This is a genomic window from Methylobacterium frigidaeris (assembly GCF_022179185.1).
Classification (GTDB): Bacteria; Pseudomonadota; Alphaproteobacteria; order Rhizobiales; family Beijerinckiaceae; genus Methylobacterium; species Methylobacterium frigidaeris.
Genome location: NZ_BPQJ01000079.1, coordinates 1 through 16,415 on the forward strand (window position 1 = coordinate 1; position 16,415 = coordinate 16,415).

14 protein-coding genes are annotated in these 16,415 nt (G+C 70.9%); 12 read left to right on the forward strand and 2 right to left on the reverse strand.

The annotated features are described in order from the left end of the window. The 8 genes from MFF64_RS35050 to MFF64_RS35085 all read left to right on the forward strand — a co-directional run. On the forward strand, positions 1–726 hold a 726-nt coding region (locus MFF64_RS35050), incomplete at its 5' end, for an ABC transporter substrate-binding protein (protein ID WP_238193679.1). A gap of 46 nt (positions 727–772) precedes the next feature. Further along, complete coding sequence (locus tag MFF64_RS35055; RefSeq protein ID WP_238193680.1) at positions 773–1,648, forward strand: branched-chain amino acid ABC transporter permease; 876 nt, start codon at positions 773–775, stop codon at positions 1,646–1,648. A 5-nt stretch (positions 1,649–1,653) separates the two neighbouring features. Beyond that, the gene (locus tag MFF64_RS35060) at positions 1,654–2,625 is read left to right on the forward strand and encodes a branched-chain amino acid ABC transporter permease (RefSeq protein ID WP_099900393.1); all 972 of its coding nucleotides are present in this window, start codon (positions 1,654–1,656) and stop codon (positions 2,623–2,625) included. Continuing rightward, positions 2,622–3,374 carry an ABC transporter ATP-binding protein gene (locus MFF64_RS35065; RefSeq protein ID WP_238193681.1) on the forward strand — a complete coding sequence of 251 codons (753 nt, stop codon included), beginning with the start codon at positions 2,622–2,624 and terminating at the stop codon, positions 3,372–3,374. The genes MFF64_RS35060 and MFF64_RS35065 overlap by 4 nt, the downstream gene beginning before the upstream one ends. Beyond that, entirely contained in the window at positions 3,361–4,068 is a 708-nt protein-coding gene (locus MFF64_RS35070) for an ABC transporter ATP-binding protein (RefSeq protein ID WP_238193682.1), read from the forward strand. Before MFF64_RS35065 ends, MFF64_RS35070 begins: the two co-directional genes overlap by 14 nt. Before the next feature lie 84 nt (positions 4,069–4,152). Continuing rightward, positions 4,153–5,469: an aspartate aminotransferase family protein gene (locus MFF64_RS35075; RefSeq protein WP_238193683.1), complete on the forward strand. Its 1,317-nt coding sequence runs from the start codon at positions 4,153–4,155 to the stop codon at positions 5,467–5,469. A gap of 32 nt (positions 5,470–5,501) precedes the next feature. Next, on the forward strand, positions 5,502–7,160 hold the full coding sequence (locus MFF64_RS35080; RefSeq protein ID WP_238193684.1) for a hydantoinase B/oxoprolinase family protein: 1,659 nt from the start codon (positions 5,502–5,504) through the stop codon (positions 7,158–7,160). A 1-nt stretch (position 7,161) separates the two neighbouring features. After that, positions 7,162–9,225 carry a hydantoinase/oxoprolinase family protein gene (locus MFF64_RS35085; protein ID WP_238193685.1) on the forward strand — a complete coding sequence of 688 codons (2,064 nt, stop codon included), beginning with the start codon at positions 7,162–7,164 and terminating at the stop codon, positions 9,223–9,225. Between the two features lie 30 nt (positions 9,226–9,255). Here the strand turns inward: MFF64_RS35085 and MFF64_RS35090 are convergent, their stop codons facing one another. Continuing rightward, the gene (locus tag MFF64_RS35090; protein WP_238193686.1) at positions 9,256–10,032 is read right to left on the reverse strand and encodes a GntR family transcriptional regulator; all 777 of its coding nucleotides are present in this window, start codon (positions 10,030–10,032) and stop codon (positions 9,256–9,258) included. Between the two features lie 124 nt (positions 10,033–10,156). On the opposite strand from MFF64_RS35090, the gene pcaB reads away from it, so the two are divergent. The 4 genes from pcaB (at position 10,157) to MFF64_RS35110 (ending at position 15,960) form a co-directional block, all read left to right on the forward strand. Continuing rightward, complete coding sequence (gene pcaB / locus MFF64_RS35095; protein ID WP_425324404.1) at positions 10,157–11,530, forward strand: 3-carboxy-cis,cis-muconate cycloisomerase; 1,374 nt, start codon at positions 10,157–10,159, stop codon at positions 11,528–11,530. Between the two features lie 217 nt (positions 11,531–11,747). Continuing rightward, positions 11,748–13,088: a cation:dicarboxylate symporter family transporter gene (locus MFF64_RS35100; protein WP_099906494.1), complete on the forward strand. Its 1,341-nt coding sequence runs from the start codon at positions 11,748–11,750 to the stop codon at positions 13,086–13,088. Positions 13,089–13,171: 83 nt separating this feature from the next. Further along, on the forward strand, positions 13,172–14,599 hold the full coding sequence (locus tag MFF64_RS35105) for a class II fumarate hydratase (RefSeq protein ID WP_099906496.1): 1,428 nt from the start codon (positions 13,172–13,174) through the stop codon (positions 14,597–14,599). A gap of 167 nt (positions 14,600–14,766) precedes the next feature. After that, positions 14,767–15,960 carry an MFS transporter gene (locus tag MFF64_RS35110; RefSeq protein WP_099906498.1) on the forward strand — a complete coding sequence of 398 codons (1,194 nt, stop codon included), beginning with the start codon at positions 14,767–14,769 and terminating at the stop codon, positions 15,958–15,960. A gap of 101 nt (positions 15,961–16,061) precedes the next feature. On the opposite strand, the gene MFF64_RS35115 is transcribed toward MFF64_RS35110, so the two are convergent. Next, on the reverse strand, positions 16,062–16,415 hold a 354-nt coding region (locus tag MFF64_RS35115; RefSeq protein ID WP_238193687.1), incomplete at its 5' end, for a hypothetical protein.

Genomic DNA, 16,415 nt, shown 5'->3' on the forward strand with positions numbered 1-16,415 from the left:
CTGCAAGGGCTCACTCACCTGCCCATCCACCAAAACCGCGTTCTCACACAGCCTGTGACCACGCAGCTCAAGGCGACGAAGCCCGGCATCCTCGCCATCCAGAACGATTTCGGCCAGGGCGGCGCCGGGGTGGCGGCCAAGCGGCTGGAGGAGGCCGGCCTCAAGGTCGTGGCGAACGAGGCCTACGGCCAGAACGACAAGGATTTCTCCGCCCAGCTCCTGCGCCTGCGCTCGGCCGGGGCCGACGTGATCTTCGTGTTCTGCTACCCGGCGGACGGCGCGCTGCTGCTGCGCCAGTCCAAGGCGCTCGGCCTCAAGATGCCGATCGTCGCCTCCTCGGCGGCCTTCGTTCCGGCCGCCCTCCAGCTCCTGTCGCCGGCCGACCTCGACAACGTCTGGGGCGTCGTCGACGCCTTCGTCGACCCGAGCGCGGGCGGGCGGATGAAGGACTTCGCCGAGCGCTACAAGGCGAAGTTCGGCACCGACGCCGACGCCTACGGCCTCGCCTATTACGACGGCGCGATGCTGATGGCGGAGGGCATGCGCCAGGTCGGCACCGAGCCGAAGGCCCTGCGCGACTGGCTCGCCGGGGTGAAGGCCTGGCCCGGCATCGGTCACGCCTTCACGTTCGACGCGAAGGGCAACGGCGTGCACGACGTCGCGGTGGTCAAGGCCAAGCCCGGCACCAAGGCGCTCGAGGCGATCACCACCGTCAAGCTCGACTGAGGCGACCAGGAGGCGACACGACGCGGCGACCGCACATGGATGGCACATGGCTGACCTCATCCAACTCCTGACGAACGGACTCGCCCTCGGCAGCGTCTACGCGCTCGCCGCGATCGGGTTCGTGATCGTCTACTCCGCCACGGGGGTGGTGAACTTCGCCGCCGGCCAGTTCGTCATGCTCGGGACCTTCGCGGGCGTGGCGACACTGGTGAATGCGGGCTGGCCGCTGCCAGTCGGCTATGCCGGCGCCCTCGCCCTGATGGCGCTGTTCGGCCTCCTGTTCTACGCCGTGGTCTACCTGCCGCTCGGCCGCTCCCCGGTCGTCACGATCATCATCGGGACGGTGGCGATCGGCATCACGCTGCAGAACGCGGCCCTCCTCACCTTCGGCTCGTGGCCGTTCCGCCTCCCCTCGCCGGTCGAGGGGATGATGCTGGAGGTGGCCGGCGCGGTGATCCCGGTCCACGCGGTCGCGGTCGTGGTCGCAACGGCCGTCCTGATCGGGCTTATGTGGCTCCTCCTCAACCGCACGGCTTTGGGCATCGCCATGCGGGCGGTCGCGCAGGACGCGAAGACGGCCCGCCTGATGGGCCTGCGGGTCAACGCGCTCCTCGCCTTCACCTGGGTGCTGGCGGCCGTGCTCGCCGGCATCGCCGGCCTGATGCTCGGACCGATGTGGTTTGCCGACGTCAACATGGGCGACCCGATCGCCCTGAAGGCCTTCGCGGCGACGATCATCGGCGGCTTCGGCAGCCTGCCGGGCGCGATCGCCGGCGGCCTGTTCGTCGGCCTCGCCGAGGTCTTGGGCGCCTCCTACGTCTCGTCGGCCTACAAGGACCTGATCGCCTTCGGGGCGATGATCCTGTTCCTGCTCCTGCGCCCGCAAGGGGTGTTCGGCGAGCGCATCCAGGACCGGGGCTGACGACCATGCGCTCCGTCCTCGTGCTTTCCGCGCTGATCCTGGCCGGCTTCGCCCTCTCCTTCGCCGTCTCGGAATATACGCTGCGGCTCCTCAACATGGCGGTCATCGCCGCGGTCGCGGTGATCGGGCTCAACTTCGCCTTCGGCTATGCCGGGCTGATCTCGCTCGGCCACTCCGCCTTCGTCGGCCTCGGCGCCTACGGCCTGGCGATCCTGACGACGAAGGCCGACTGGTCGCCCTGGCTCGCGGCGATTCCGGCCGTCGCCGGCACCGGCCTCGCGGCCGCGGCGCTCGGCTATCCGCTCCTGCGCCTCAAGGGGCATTACCTCGCCCTCGCGACGCTTGGGCTCAACGTCAGCTTCAGCATCGTCGCGTCGAACTGGATCGAGCTGACCGGCGGCACCAACGGCATCGCCCAGATCCCGGGCCTGACGCTCGCCGGCTACAAGCTCGACGGCGAGCAGACCTTCCTGTGGTTCGGGCTCGCGGTGCTGGCTTTGCTCGGCCTCGCGGCGCTGGCGATCCACGCCTCCCGGCTCGGGCGCGCGATGATGGCGGTGCGCGACGACGAGACAGCCGCCGCCATGACGGGGATCGACGTCACCGGCGTGAGCGTGACCGCCTTCGTGCTGTCGGCGATCTACGCGGCGATCGCCGGGTGCCTGTTCGCGGCCCATGTCCACTTCGTCTCGCCGGACGACTTCAACTACGCCCACTCGATCACCTTCCTGTCGATGCTGATCGTCGGCGGCGAGGGGTCGGTCGCGGGCGCGATCGTCGGGGCAGCGCTCCTCACCTTCCTGCCCGAGTGGCTGCGCGTGCTCGGCGAAGGCTACCTCGCCTTCTTCGGCCTGATGATGCTGGCGATCCTCGTCTTCCTGCCGACCGGCATCGCCGGCCTGCTGCGGCGCTGGCGCCGCCCCGCTCTCCCGCCGCAGGACACCGCCGCGGGCCTCGACGGAGCCGTCAGCCGATGATCGCCGCCACGCAGAATGCCCTGTCGGCCACCGGCATCACCAAGCGGTTCGGCGGCCTCGTCGCCCTGGCCGACGTCGACCTGACGGTCGGGAACGGCGAGTTCGTCGCCCTGATCGGCCCGAACGGCGCCGGCAAGTCGACGCTGCTCAACGTGCTCACCGGCCTGTCCGCCCCCACGGCGGGACGCATCGCCCTCGACGGGCGGGACGTCACCCGCCTGCCGACCCACCGCCGCATCCGCGCCGGCCTTGGGCGGACCTTCCAGCACGGGCGCCTTTTTCCGCGCCTCAGCGTGGTCGAGAACATCATGACCGGGGCGGCGAACCGGGCGGGGCGGGGCGAGGCAGGCTTGCGGGCCCACGCCCTCGCCCAGCTCCGCCGCATGGGTCTCGAGCGCCTGGCCGACCAGCCGATCTCCGCCCTGTCCTACGGCAACCGCCGCATGGTGGAACTGACGCGGGTGCTCGCCTGCGAGCCGCGGGTGCTGCTCCTCGACGAGCCGGCGGCGGGGCTCAACCTCGGCGAGGTCGAGGACCTGATGGCGCGCCTGCGGGCGATCCGCGCCGAGGACCGCATCGCCGTGGTCCTGATCGAGCACAACATGGGCATGGTGATGCGGCTGGCCGAGCGCGTCGTCGTGCTGAATTTCGGCCGCAAGATCGCCGAGGGCACCCCGGCCGAGGTGCAGGCCGATCCGGCGGTGCTCGCCGCCTATCTCGGCGAGGGAGCCGCCCATGCTGGCCGTTGAGGACCTCACGGTCGCCTACGGCGACATCGCCGCGCTCCACGGCGTCAGCCTGGAGGTGCGGCAGGGCGAGACGGTGGCGCTGATCGGCGCCAACGGCGCCGGCAAGACGACCCTGCTCCAGACGATCTCGGGGCTGAACGCGATCCGCGGCGGCGACATCCGCTTCGCCGGCAACTCGCTCAAGCGCCTCTCCTGCGAGCGGCGGGTGCGCCTCGGCATCGCCCAGGCACCGGAGGGCCGGCGCATCTTCCCGGGACTCACCGTCGAGGAGAATCTGGTCGTCGCCACCGCCGCCTGGCGCCGGCCGGGCGGGTCTTATGCCGACGAGCTTGCCTTCGCGTTCGACCTCTTTCCCCGCCTCAAGGAGCGGCGCCGGCAGCTCGGCTGGTCCCTGTCCGGCGGCGAGCAGCAGATGCTCGCCATCGGCCGCGCCCTGATGGCGCGCCCGAAGCTCCTTCTCCTCGACGAGCCCTCGCTCGGCCTCGCCCCGCGGCTCGCCGAGGAGGTCTACGAGCGCGTCGGCCGCATCCGGGAGAGCGGCCTCACGATCCTCGTGGTCGAGCAGAACACCGTGCTGGCGCTCGCGGTCGCCGATCGCGGCTACGTGCTGGAGACCGGCCGCGTGGTCCTCGCCGGCCCGGCCGCCGAGCTCAAGGCCAATCCCCGGGTGCGCGAGGCCTATCTCGGCCGCTGACCCGTCACCGGCTCCCCGCGGGCAGCCATCCGTCGTCCGCGACCCCGCCTCCGGGGCCGGGGCGTCACGATCAGGAGCAAGTCCATGGCCTATCCCGATGCGGCATCGCGCTCCAAGGCGATGCACGACCGCGCCCGCACGAGCCTGCCGGGCGGCAACACCCGCACTACCGTGTTCATGAAGCCCTACCAGCTCTACGCCGAGCGCGGCGAGGGCTGCCGGGTGATCGACCTCGACGGCACCGCCCGCATCGACTGCATCAACAACTTCACCTCGCTGATCCACGGCCACGCGCACCCGGTCGTCGTCGAGGCGGCCTGCAGCCAGATGCGCCTCGGCAGCGCGCCCGGCCTGCCGACCGTCTCGGAGGTCGAGCTCGCCGAGCTGCTCTGCGGGCGCGTCGCCTCGGTCGAGCGGATCCGCTTCAGCAATTCCGGCACCGAGGCGGTGATGAACGCCCTGAAGGCGGCGCGCGCCTTCACCGGGCGGCCGAAGATCGCCAAGTGCGAGGGCGCCTATCACGGCTCCTACGACTACGCCGAGGTCAGCCTGGAGACGCCGGCCGCGAGCTGGACCCAGGCGCCGCCAGCCTCGGTCGCCTATGCCCGCGGGACGCCGCAAGCGGTCCTCGACGACGTCGTCACGATCCCGTTCAACGACATCGACGGGGCGGTGAGCCTCATCCGGGCACACGGATCCGACCTCGCCTGCGTGCTGGTCGATCCGATGCCGAACCGCGCCGGCCTCGTCCCGGCCGACCGCGCCTACATCCAAGCCCTGCGCGAGGTGACCCGCGAGGTCGGCGCCCTCCTGGTCTTCGACGAGGTGATCTCGTTCCGCCTCGGCCATGGCGGCGCCCAGCCGCATTGGAGGGTGGACGCCGACCTCACGACCTTCGGCAAGATCATGGGCGGCGGGTTCCCGGTCGGCGCCACCGGCGGCCGGGCCGACGTGATGGCGGTGTTCGATCCGAGCGAGGGCAAGCCGGCGCTGCCGGCGGGCGGCACCTTCTCGGCCAACCCGGTGACGATGCGGGCGGGCCTCACGGCGATGGAGCTCCTCGACGAGGCCGCCTTCGCCCGCCTCGACGCGATGGGCGAGCGGGTCCGGGCCGGAATCGACGACGCCTTCCGCCGCCACGGCGTCCCGGGCGGCGCGACCGGCCTCGGCTCGCTGATGAAGATCCACTTCACCGACCGCCCGGTGCGCGACTACCGCTCCGCCCATCACGGCCCGGCCGAGGCGGCGCGGCAGGCGGCGTTCTTCCGCGCCCTCCTCGACGAGGGCGTGCTGATGGCGAGCTACGGCCTGATGGCCCTCTCGACCCCGATGACCGACGACGACCTCACGGCGATCCTCGCCGCAATCTCGACCGCCCTCGTCCGATCGGCCGCGGCCTGACCGCCCGGATCATCGCCAGCCTGGAATCCACCATGCCGCGTCCCGTCGATCCCATCACCCGCTCGGTCGTCGAGCACCGCCTGTCCTCCATCGTGACCGAGATGGGCGAGGCGATGCTGCGGACCTCGTACTCGCAGATCCTGAATTCGAGCCGCGACTTCTCGATCGGCATCACCGACACGCAGGGGCGGCTCGTCGCCCAGGCCGACCACATCCCGGTGCATGTCGGGGCGCTGCCCTGGGCGACCCGCGCCGTCGAGGACCGCTTCCGGGACGTGGTGCCCGGCGATGTCTTCCTTATGAACGATCCCTATCACGGCGGATCGCACCTGCCCGACCTCACCGCCTTCGTGCCGGTCTTCGACGGCGACGAGCGCCTGTTCTGGACCGTCGTGCGGGCACACCAGAGCGACATCGGCGGCTCGACCTACGGCGCCTACAATCCGGATGCCCGCGACATCTGGACCGAGGGGCTGCGGGTGCCGCCGATCCGGCTCACCGAGGCCGGTCGCCTGCGCGAGGACCTGATCGACCTCCTCGCCCTCAACACGCGCAACGGCCACGACTTCCGCGGCGACCTCGCGGCGATGGTCGGGGCCGCCACCCTCGGCGAGCGCCGGATGACGAAGCTCTTCGCCGAGTTCGGCGGGCCGGTCGTGCTCCAGGCGGTGGAGGGCTTGTTCGACGCCGCCGAGCAGCGCGCCCGCGCGATCGTGGCGACCTGGGCGGACGGCGTCTACGAGGGCGAAGCGTTCCTCGACGACGACGGGCACGGCCGCGAGGACATCCGCATCCACGCCCGGGTGACCAAGCGCGGCAGCGACGTCGAGGTCGACCTCTCGGCCTCCGACCCGCAGAGCACCAGCTTCGTCAACTCCTCGCACGCCAACATGCAGTCGGCCTGCGCGATGGCCTTCGCCTACCTGCTCGACGCCGACGTGCCGAAGAATGCCGGCGCGTTCCGCCCGCTCACCGTCAAGGCGCGCGAGGGCACGATCGTCTGGGCGGAGCCGGGCCGGCCGGTGACGATGTGCACCAGCCACCCCTCGGACGAGATCGTGGAGGCGATCGTCAAGGCGCTCTCGGGCGCCTGCCCGGCGCGGGCGATGGCGGGCTGGGGCCGGCGCTTCCGCATCGCGCTCCAGGGCGAGGACCCGCGCACCGGGCGCGGCTTCATCTGGCACATGTTCCACGCCCGCCCGGGCGGCGGCGCGTCCTCCGGCGGCGACGGCTGGTCGACGGCCGGCGAGTGGCACACCGTCGGCGGCCTGAAGTTCGGCAGCGTCGAGTTCGCCGAGGTCCGCTTTCCCCTGCATTTCCGCCGCCACGAGTTCCTGCCCGATTCCGGCGGCGAGGGTCAGTTCCGCGGCGGCCTCGGCGCCGCCCTCGACCTCGTGGTCGAGACGGCGACGCCGGCGGTCGCGAACACCGCCGGCGACGGCATCCGATACGGCGCCTGCGGCATGCAGGGCGGGCGCGACGCGGCCCCGCACGCCTATCGCCTCCTCTCGGAGGGCCGGGAGCCGCGGAGGCTCAAGACCAAGGAGACCGGCATCCCGGTCCGGCCCGGGGACGTGTTCGAGATCCGCTCGGGCGGCGGCGGCGGCTGGGGCCCTCCGGAGGCGCGCGACCCGGTGGCCCGGGAGCGGGACCTCGCCGAGGAACTGGTGAGCGGCAAGGGAGATCGGTGAGGTGACGCAGTTCAGGATCGGGATCGACGTCGGCGGGACCTTCACGGACCTCGTGGCGATCGACCGCACCGGCACGACGGTGTTCGCCAAGTCGCCGTCCACCCCCGACGACCAGTCGCTCGGCGTGCTGACCGGCCTCGAGGAGCTGGCCCGCAGGCTCGGCCTCGACCTGCGGGAGATGCTGTCGCGGACCGAGCGGATCGTGCACGGCACGACGGTGGCCACCAACGCGCTCCTCGAGCGCAAGGGCGCCAAGGTCGCGCTCCTCACCACCGAGGGGCACCGGGACGTGCTGGAGATGCGGGAGGGCCTGAAGGACGACCGCTACGACCTGCGCTCGGCTCCCCCTGAGCCGCTGGTGCCCCGGTCCCTGCGCATCGGCGTCCGCGAGCGCCTGCGGGCCGACGGCTCGGTGGCGGTTCCACTCGACGAAGCGTCCCTCGCCGAGGCGGTCGCCCGCGTGCGCGCCTCCGGCGCGACGTCGGTCGCGGTGTGCTACCTCCACGCCTACCGCAACCCGGCCCACGAGATCGCCACCGTCGAGCGGCTGGCCCGCGACCTGCCCGACCTCTACGTCACGCGCTCAAGCGACGTGCTGCCCCAGATCAAGGAGTACGAGCGCGTCTCGACCACGGTGGTGAACGCCTATGTCGGGCCGGCGGTCCAGCGCTACCTGACCAACCTGGAGCGGCGCCTGCGCGAGGCCGGCCTGTCGGGCTCGCTCTTCATCATCCTGTCGCATGGCGGCATGGCGCCGGTCGAGGAGGCGGGCCGGCTCGCGGCGGCGACGGTCCTGTCGGGCCCGGCCGGCGGGGTGGCGGGCGCGCGCCGCTGCGCGGCGATGCTCGGCCTCCCCGACCTGATCCCGTTCGATGTCGGGGGAACCTCGACCGACATCTCGCTGATCGTCGACGGCCAGGCGGCCCTGTCGGGCGCCCGCGGGCTGGCCGGCGAGCGGATCGCGCTGCGCTCCCTCGACATCGCGTCGGTCGCGGCCGGCGGGGGCTCGCTGGCGAGCTTCGAGGACGAGCGGTTCCAGGTCGGCCCCCGGAGCGCCGGCGCCGTGCCGGGGCCCGCCTGCTACGGCCAGGGCGGGACGCAAGCGGCCGTGACCGACGCCAACCTGCTGCTCGGCTACCTCGATGCCGAGGCCTTTCTCGGCGGTCGCAAGCGGCTCGACCGGGCGGCGGCGGAAGCCGCTGCCGACGGCCTCGCACCCCGGCTCGGCCTCTCCCGCGAGGAGACGGCGCTCGGCATCCACCGGCTGATCAACCTGAAGATGGCCGACGGCATCCGGCTCATGACCCTGCGGCGCGGGGTCGATCCCCGCCGCTTCGCCCTGCTGTCCTTCGGCGGCGCCGCGGGCCTGCACGCCGTCGAGGTCGCCCGCGAACTGGAGATCCCGCGGGTCATCGTGCCGACCGTCGCCTCGGTCCTGTCGGCCTGGGGCATGCTGGCGAGCGACCTGCGCTACGAGGTGAGCCGCACCCATGTCGGCGAGAGCGCGGCCGTCGACGACGACGGTCTCCGGGCGATCTTCTCGGACCTCGAAGCGCGGGCGACGGCCCGGCTGCGCGAGTGGTTCGACGGCCCCTTGCGCGTCGAGCGCTCGGCGGAGATGCGCTACGGCGAGCAGGTCTTCGAGGTCGACGTCCCGCTCGACGACCTCGCCTGGGACGCGCCCGCGCTCGTCGCCCGGGTCCACGAGCAGTTCCATGCCCGCCACGAGGCGCTGTTCACCTACGCCTCCCGGGATCAGGAGGTCGTGTTCGTCAACGCTCGCGTTGCCGTGGTGGGCGCCGTCGCGGCGCCACCCGTTCAAGCGGCGAGCGCCTCGCCGTCACCAGCCTCGCCCGGCGCGCAGCGTCGCGCGTACTTCGACGGCTGGCGCGACGCGCCCGTCTACGGGATCGAGTCGCTCGAGCCGGGCATGACGATCACGGGTCCGGCGATCTTCGAGGCGGAGACCACCACCGTGATCGCCGGCGAGGGCGATGTCGTCACGGTCGATCGGCATGGATGGCTCGACGTCCGGTTGAGACGCGAGCGCGCGGCGGACCGATGAGGTCGATCGGCGGCGAGCGCTTCGCCGTCGTCATGACCCCGCGGCGTCCGCGCCGTCGGCATCCGAGGCGATCCCGCCTCCATTCATGCGTCGCAGCCGCTGAGAGACCGTGAACCGTCCCGCCGGGTGGATCGTCGAGGACATCTCGAAGATCCCGCCCTTCTCGTCGACGTAGTGGCGCACGATCCGGAGCGCGGGCGCGTCGGCCTGCGCCTGCAACGCCGCGGCCCGGACGGCTGGCAGGGCGATGGCGTCGACGGATTGCCGGATCTCGGCGCAGCGTCGGCCGTAGCGCTGCTCGATCAGCGTCGTGACCAGGACCTCCGGCGCGGCGCGGGCGGTCTCGCCGAGGTCGGCGTAGAGCGGGTCGACGTACACGTCGGTCCAGCTCACCGGGGGTGCGCCCGGCTCGCCGCTCAGGCGCAGGCTCGAGATCCGGAACCAGCGCGTCCCCTCCTCGCAGCCGATCTCGGCGGCCAGGCTCGCATCCGCCGTGACGTACGCCGTCTCCTGGACCACGCGGATCGTCGCGGCGCCGAACTGGATCAGATCCTCCAGGGACGCGAGCGACTGGCGGTAGCCGCTCGTCGGCTCCGCCGCCTCGACGCGCGTCCCCGCCTTCTTGTTGCGCGAGACGAGGCCCTGATCCTGCAACTGCCGGATCGCCGTGCGCACCGTGTGGCGGCTCATCCCATACTGCTCGCACAGCTCCAGCTCGGTCGGCAGCAGCGAGCCGATCGGATAGCGGCCCGACGCGATCCCAGCCCTCAGATCGCGCGCCACCTGCGCCCACAGCGTCCCGCCCATCGACCCGTCCCGCACAGCCGCACGCCGAGGCGCGCCATCCTTCTTGACATCATGTCCGGACATAAAATAGACCCGTTAATGTTCGTACATAATGATGCCGTTCGTGGAGCGGCCGGAGGAAACCGTGACCCGACCGATCCCCGCACCCGCCACCACCGTCATCGACTCCCTCCTGTTCCGCGACGCGTTCGGCACTCCCGCCATGCGCGCGGTCTTCTCCGACCATGCCCTGATCCGGCGCTTCATCGAGGTCGAGGTCGCCCTCGCCAAGGCCGAGGCGGCCTGCGGCGTCATCCCGGCCGAGGTCGCCGATGAGATCGCCGCGCGATGCAGCTTCGAGGCGCTCGACTTCGATCTCCTGCGCCATGAGACCGACAATGTCGGCTACCCCATCCTGCCGCTCGTCCACCAGCTGGTGAAGCAATGCGGCGAGGCGGGCCGCTTCGTCCACTGGGGGGCGACCACCCAGGACATCATGGACACCGCCAACGTGCTCCAGGTCCGCGCCGGCCTCGACCTCGTCTCGGCCGATGTCGACGCCCTGCGCAGGATCCTGGCCGACCTGTCGCGCCGCCACCGCGACACCCCGATGGCGGGCCGCACCCACCTGCAGCAGGCCCTGCCGATCACCTTCGGCTACAAGGCCGCGATCTGGCTCGCCGCCCTCGACCGCCACGCCGGGCGCCTCGCCCAGGTCCGCCCGCGGGTCCTCGTCGGCTCCTTCGCCGGGGCGGCGGGTACCCTGGCCTCGCTCGGCGAGCACGGCCTTGCCGTGCAGGAGGCGCTCTGCCGCGAACTCGACCTCGGGGTGCCGGTCTCGACCTGGCACGTGGCGCGCGACGGCTTCGCCGAGGTGGTCACCCTGCTCGCCCTCATTGCCGGCTCCCTCGGCAAGATCGCGCTCGACGTGATGATCATGGCCTCGACGGAGTTCGCCGAGGTCTACGAGCCCTTCGTCACCGGGCGCGGCGCCTCCTCGACCATGCCGCAGAAGCGCAACCCGATCTCGTCCGAGCTGATGCTCGCCGCCGCCAAGGGCGTGCGCCAGCAGGCGGGGCTGATGCTCGACGCCATGGTGCAGGATTTCGAGCGCGCGACCGGCCCCTGGCACGCCGAGTGGATGGCTATCCCCGAGAGCTTCGTGCTGATTGCGGGCGCCCTGCACCAAGCGAAGTTCGCGCTGGGCGGGCTGATCGTCGATGAGGCGCAGATGCGCCGGAACCTCGGCCTCAGCCGCGGGCTGATCGTCGCCGAGGCGGTGATGATGGCGCTCGCCCCCCATACCGGCCGTCAGGCGGCGCACGACCTCGTCTACGCGGCCTGCCGCGTCGTGAACGAGCGCGGCGGCACGCTGGCCGAGGCGCTCGCCGCCGTACCGGAGGTCACCGAGCACTTCGACCGGGCCGCGATCGACCACCTGACCGACCCGGCGAAATATCTCGGCGCCGCGCCGCAGATGGTCGACCGCGTGCTCGCCTCCGTGCCGCGCGACCGCTGAGACGCGTTGCGGACGATTCCTTTCGGACCTCGTCCCGGCAGCCCGCGCGGCGCCTGAGCGAAGCCGATTCCCGCATTGCGCAGCTATCAATCGGACATCGTACGACACCCACCCCCACCGCATCCCACCGACCGCATGCGCCGCGCCGCGGGGCTGACCGCCCCGCGGCGACAACAAGAGCGCGCGGTTGCGACCGTCGCACCATCCGGAGGAAACCATGTCGACGACCGTCACCACACACACCGACCTGCACCCGCCGCCTGCACCCGCCGCCGCGAGGCCGCGCAAGGCGATCTGGACGAATCTCGGCTTCCAGATCATCGTGGCGATGGTTCTGGGCGCCGCCGTCGGCTTCCTGTTCCCGAGCTTCGCCTCGCAGCTCAAGATCCTGGGCGACATCTTCCTGCGCCTGATCAAGACGGCGGTGGCGCCGCTGGTCTTCCTGTGCGTCGTCGTCGGTGTGACCTCGGCGGGCGATTTCAAGCGCGTCGGCAAGGTCGGGCTGATCGCGATGCTCTACTTCGAGATCGTCTCGACCCTCGCGCTGGCAGTCGGTCTGCTCGCCGGGAACCTGCTCGGCGTCGGCCAGGGCATGGCGGAGTCGACCAAGGCCAGCCTCGCCCAGGGCAAGGCGCCGACCGGCGCCGCCGCGCCGCACTCGACGCTCGACTTCATCCTCAACGTCTTCCCCGACAACTTCATCGGCGCCTTCGCCCGCGGCGAGCTGCTGCAGGTGCTCGTCATCGCGCTGATCTTCGGTGCGGCCCTGCTGCACTTGCCCCCCGAGAAGCGTCAGCCGATCGAGCGCGGCCTCACCACGATCTCGGACGCGTTCTTCGAGTTCATCCACCTGATCATGTGGTGCGCGCCGCTCGGCACCTTCGGGGCGGTCGCCTTCGCGGTCGGGTCGAGCGGCACGAGCGTGCTGCTCTCGCTGATCTACCTCGTGCTGAGCTTCTACGCGGTGGTGATCGCCTTCATCGTGATCGTGCTCGGGGCGATCTCGGCCCTGTTCAAGATCAACCTGTTCCGCTTCCTCGCCTTCATCAAGGAGGAAATCACCATCGTGCTCGGCACCGCCTCCTCGGAGAGCGTGCTGCCGCGCCTGCTCGAGAAGCTGCCGACCTACGGCTGCTCGCGGCAATCGGTCGGCCTCGTGCTGCCCACCGGCTACGCGTTCAACCTCGACGGCACGTCGATCTACATGTCGATGGGGGTGATCTTCCTGGCCAACGCCTATCACGTGCCGCTCGACCTTGGCCAGCAGCTCGGCATTCTGGCGATCATGCTGCTGACGTCCAAGGGCGCGGCGACGGTGTCGGGCGGGAGCTTCGTGGTCTTCGCCGCGACGGTGGCGGCGACGGGCGTGCTGCCGCTGGAGGGGCTGCCGATCTTGTTCGGCGTCTACCGCTTCATGTCGATCGCCATCGCCACCACCAACGTGATCGGCAACAGCGTCGCCACGGTCGTCACCGCCAAGCTCGCCGGGGAGTTCGACCCCCGCATGGCGGAGGAGGCGCTGGCGCGTCTCAGGGCGGAGCGCACGGTCTCCCCCTGAGCGGCACCGATGCCTAGAGGGCCCACGGGCTCTCCGCCGCCGACAGGCTGACGAACGTCCGTGTCTTTGGGGAGCAATGCGACATGACCCAGCCCTCGACCATCCGAATCGAGCACGATGCTTTCGGCCCGGTCGAGATCCCGGCCGACCGCTACTGGGGCGCGCAGACGCAGCGCGCTCTCGACGTCTTCGCGATCGGCGAGGAGCGCCTGCCGACCTGCCTCGTGCGGGCCTTCGGCCTGCAGAAGCTCGCCGCGGCCCGCGCCAACCATCGTCTCGGGGTGCTGGAGGCGTCCCTCGCCGCCGCGGTCGAGGCGGCGGCGCGCGAGGTGTGGGAGGGCCGGTTCGACGGCCACTTCCCCCTCGTGGTCTGGCAGACCGGCTCCGGCACCCAGACCAACATGAACGCCAACGAGGTCATCGCCAACCGCGCCAACGAGTGCCTCGGCCATGCCCTCGGGACGCGCAGCCCGGTCCATCCGAACGACCACGTGAACCGCTCCCAGTCGTCGAACGACAGCTTTCCGACCGTGATGCATCTCTGCACGGCGCTGGAGCTGCGCGATCGGCTGCTGCCGGCGCTTCGCCTGCTGCACGACACGCTGGCCGCGAAGGCGGTGGCCTTCGACGACGTGGTGAAGATCGGCCGGACCCACCTTATGGACGCGGTGCCGATGACGGTCGGGCAGGCGTTCCGCGCGTTCGCCGCGCAGGTCGCGTCGGGAATCGAGCGCGTCGAGGCCGTGGCCCCGCGCCTCCACCGCCTCGCGCAGGGCGGAACCGCCGTCGGGTCCGGCCTCAACGCGCTGCCTGGGTTCGACGCGGCCTTCTGCGCGGAGGTCGCGGCCCTCTCGGGGCTTCCCGTCATCCCCAACCCGAGCAAGTTCGAGGGGATGGGCGCCCACGATGCCCTGGTCGAGGTCTCGGGCGCCCTCAACGTCCTGGCGGTCTCGGCGATCAAGATCGCCAACGACATCCGCCTGCTCGGCTCCGGGCCGCGCTGCGGCCTCGGCGAACTCGTGATCCCCGATGACGGACTGTCGTCGTCGATCATGCCGGGCAAGCGCAACGCGACGGTCGCCGAGGCCCTGGTCCAGGCCGCCTTCCAGGTCGTGGGCAACCATGCGACGGTCTCGGCGGCGGGCGCCTCCGGCACGTTCGAGCTGAACGTCGCCAAGCCGGTCCTGATCCACAACCTGCTGCAATCGATCCGGGTTCTGGCGGACGGCTCCCGCGTCTTCGCCCTGCGGCTGGTGCGGGACCTCGACGTCGACCGGGACCGTCTCGCCGGAAACGTGGCGAACGCGCTGCTGCTCGCGACGGCGCTCACCCCGACCCTCGGCTACGATCGCGTCGCCGCGATCACCCGGAAGGCCATGAGCGAGGGGCTGACCCCGCGGGCGGCGGCGATCGCCCTGGGCCTCGCGACGGGGGAGGAGTACGACCGCCTCGTCGACCCGGTCGCAATGGCCTCGCCCGCTGCCGGCGGGCGCCGGGATCCGGACGCGTGATGCCGCTGCGCCTGCGGACGCGTTCGCCGGTACTGGCTGAGCCCGACCGGATCTGCCGCCGACAGGCGCCAGGCGCGAAAGTGCAGAGGGCCGCGTTTTCACACATGGCTGGCAGCGTTGCAGCATCGTCGATTGACGCGGCACTTCGGGGCTCAATAGGCTGCCGTATGCCTGCTGCATCCCTCGCCCAGTCAGCCGCCCGTCCCGTCATGCCGGTGCTGGCGGCGCTCAGCGTCGCACACCTCTTGAACGACACGCTGCAATCGATGATCCCAGCGATCTATCCGCTGGTCAAAGACACCTACCATCTCGACTTTGCGCAGATCGGCCTTATCACGCTCGCCTTCCAGGTCACGTCTTCCCTGCTTCAGCCGCTGCTGGGGTATGTCACCGACCGAAGGCCATGGCCGCACGCGATGGTCGCCGGCATGGCGGCAACGCTAGCCGGAATTCTCGGCCTCTCCTTCGCGTCGAGCTACGGCATGGTGCTGGCTTCGGCAGCGCTCGTCGGCACGGGCTCAGCCGTCTTCCATCCGGAAGCCACCCGGATGGCACGGCACGCCGCAGCAGGCCGGCAAGGCCTCGCGCAGGGGGTGTTCCAGATCGGTGGTCATGTCGGCTACTCGATTGGTCCGCTCCTCGCCGCCGCCATCGTCGTGCCGCATGGGCAAGCGAGCCTGTCCTGGTTCTCTGGCGTCGCGATCCTCGCGATGCTGCTGATGTTCTGGACCGTGCAGCTCTCCATGAGTTCCCGCCGCCAGCACGGAGAGTCGGGCGCGAAGGTGACGGAGCCGAGAGCGCCAGAGATGCCGGCCGGCCGCGTCGCGTTCGCGATGACGATCCTGATCCTGCTGCTCATGTCGAAGAACGCCTACCAGGCGAGCTTCACGTCCTACTACACGTTCTACCTCATCGAGCGTTTCGGGGTGAGCGTGCAGGTCTCGCAGCTCATGCTGTTCGGCTTCCTGGTCGTCGGAGCGGCAGGCGTCATCCTGGGCGGCATGCTGGGCGATCGGATCGGCCGTGACCGCGTCATCTGGATTTCCATCCTCGGTCCGCTGCCTCTCGCACTGATTCTGCCGCATGCGGACCTGTTCTGGACCGGTGTGCTCGGCGTGCTCGCCAGCTTCATCATGGCGAGCGCCTTCTCGTCGATCCTGATCTACGCGATCGACCTCGTACCGCATCGGGTTGGCTTGGTTGGAGGGCTCTTCTACGGTCTCTCGTTCGGGCTTGGCGGCCTCGCGGCAGGCGGGCTCGGGCTCCTGGCCGACCGGCTCGGCCTCGTCGAGGTGTTTCGTCTTTGCGCCTACCTGCCGGCAATCGGACTTCTCGCCTTCCTGCTGCCGAGACGGCTGTGAACGCCGACCGAGCCGCATCGTTTCGGCTCGCTCATCCAGTCTCCGTCGCTGCGCGTGCGGCGTGCTCCACCATGCGCACCGTCGACCCTAGTCAGTCCCGTTCAGCTTGATCTTGTGAGGGTCCGCTCGAGTCGAAAGCAGCTCTCAGCCACGGTGATGCGCCAGCGGGCATGCTCGTGCAACTCGCGAGCAACGACGTCGAGCGGCTCGGGGTCGGCAGGGGGATGGATCACCGGCGCGCCCCCGCGGCGCGGTGCCTGGCACGAATGCGGCGTGTCGCCCGCCGCGCCCTCGGGACCGAGAGCGGGACATCCGCCATCGCCTCCCGGTCCAGGGCGCGCCATGATCGGCACCAAACCGGTGTCCACCATGGTGAGAAGCTTCCGGAGTTGAATATGTAATACCGCCGCGCCTTCGAACGGACGCGTTCGAAGGTGCAAGGCAAGCCCGAACGG

Bases quoted from the DNA above. Each gene is read 5' to 3' on its own strand.
- MFF64_RS35110 (WP_099906498.1), top strand. From the start codon at position 14,767: ATGCCTGCTGCATCCCTCGCCCAGTCAGCCGCCCGTCCCGTCATGCCG.
- MFF64_RS35060 (WP_099900393.1), top strand. From the start codon at position 1,654: ATGCGCTCCGTCCTCGTGCTTTCCGCGCTGATCCTGGCCGGCTTCGCC.
- MFF64_RS35105 (WP_099906496.1), top strand. From the start codon at position 13,172: ATGACCCAGCCCTCGACCATCCGAATCGAGCACGATGCTTTCGGCCCG.
- MFF64_RS35070 (WP_238193682.1), top strand. From the start codon at position 3,361: ATGCTGGCCGTTGAGGACCTCACGGTCGCCTACGGCGACATCGCCGCG.
- MFF64_RS35075 (WP_238193683.1), top strand. From the start codon at position 4,153: ATGGCCTATCCCGATGCGGCATCGCGCTCCAAGGCGATGCACGACCGC.
- MFF64_RS35080 (WP_238193684.1), top strand. From the start codon at position 5,502: ATGCCGCGTCCCGTCGATCCCATCACCCGCTCGGTCGTCGAGCACCGC.
- MFF64_RS35055 (WP_238193680.1), top strand. From the start codon at position 773: ATGGCTGACCTCATCCAACTCCTGACGAACGGACTCGCCCTCGGCAGC.
- MFF64_RS35065 (WP_238193681.1), top strand. From the start codon at position 2,622: ATGATCGCCGCCACGCAGAATGCCCTGTCGGCCACCGGCATCACCAAG.
- MFF64_RS35100 (WP_099906494.1), top strand. From the start codon at position 11,748: ATGTCGACGACCGTCACCACACACACCGACCTGCACCCGCCGCCTGCA.
- MFF64_RS35090 (WP_238193686.1), bottom strand. From the start codon at position 10,032: ATGGGCGGGACGCTGTGGGCGCAGGTGGCGCGCGATCTGAGGGCTGGG.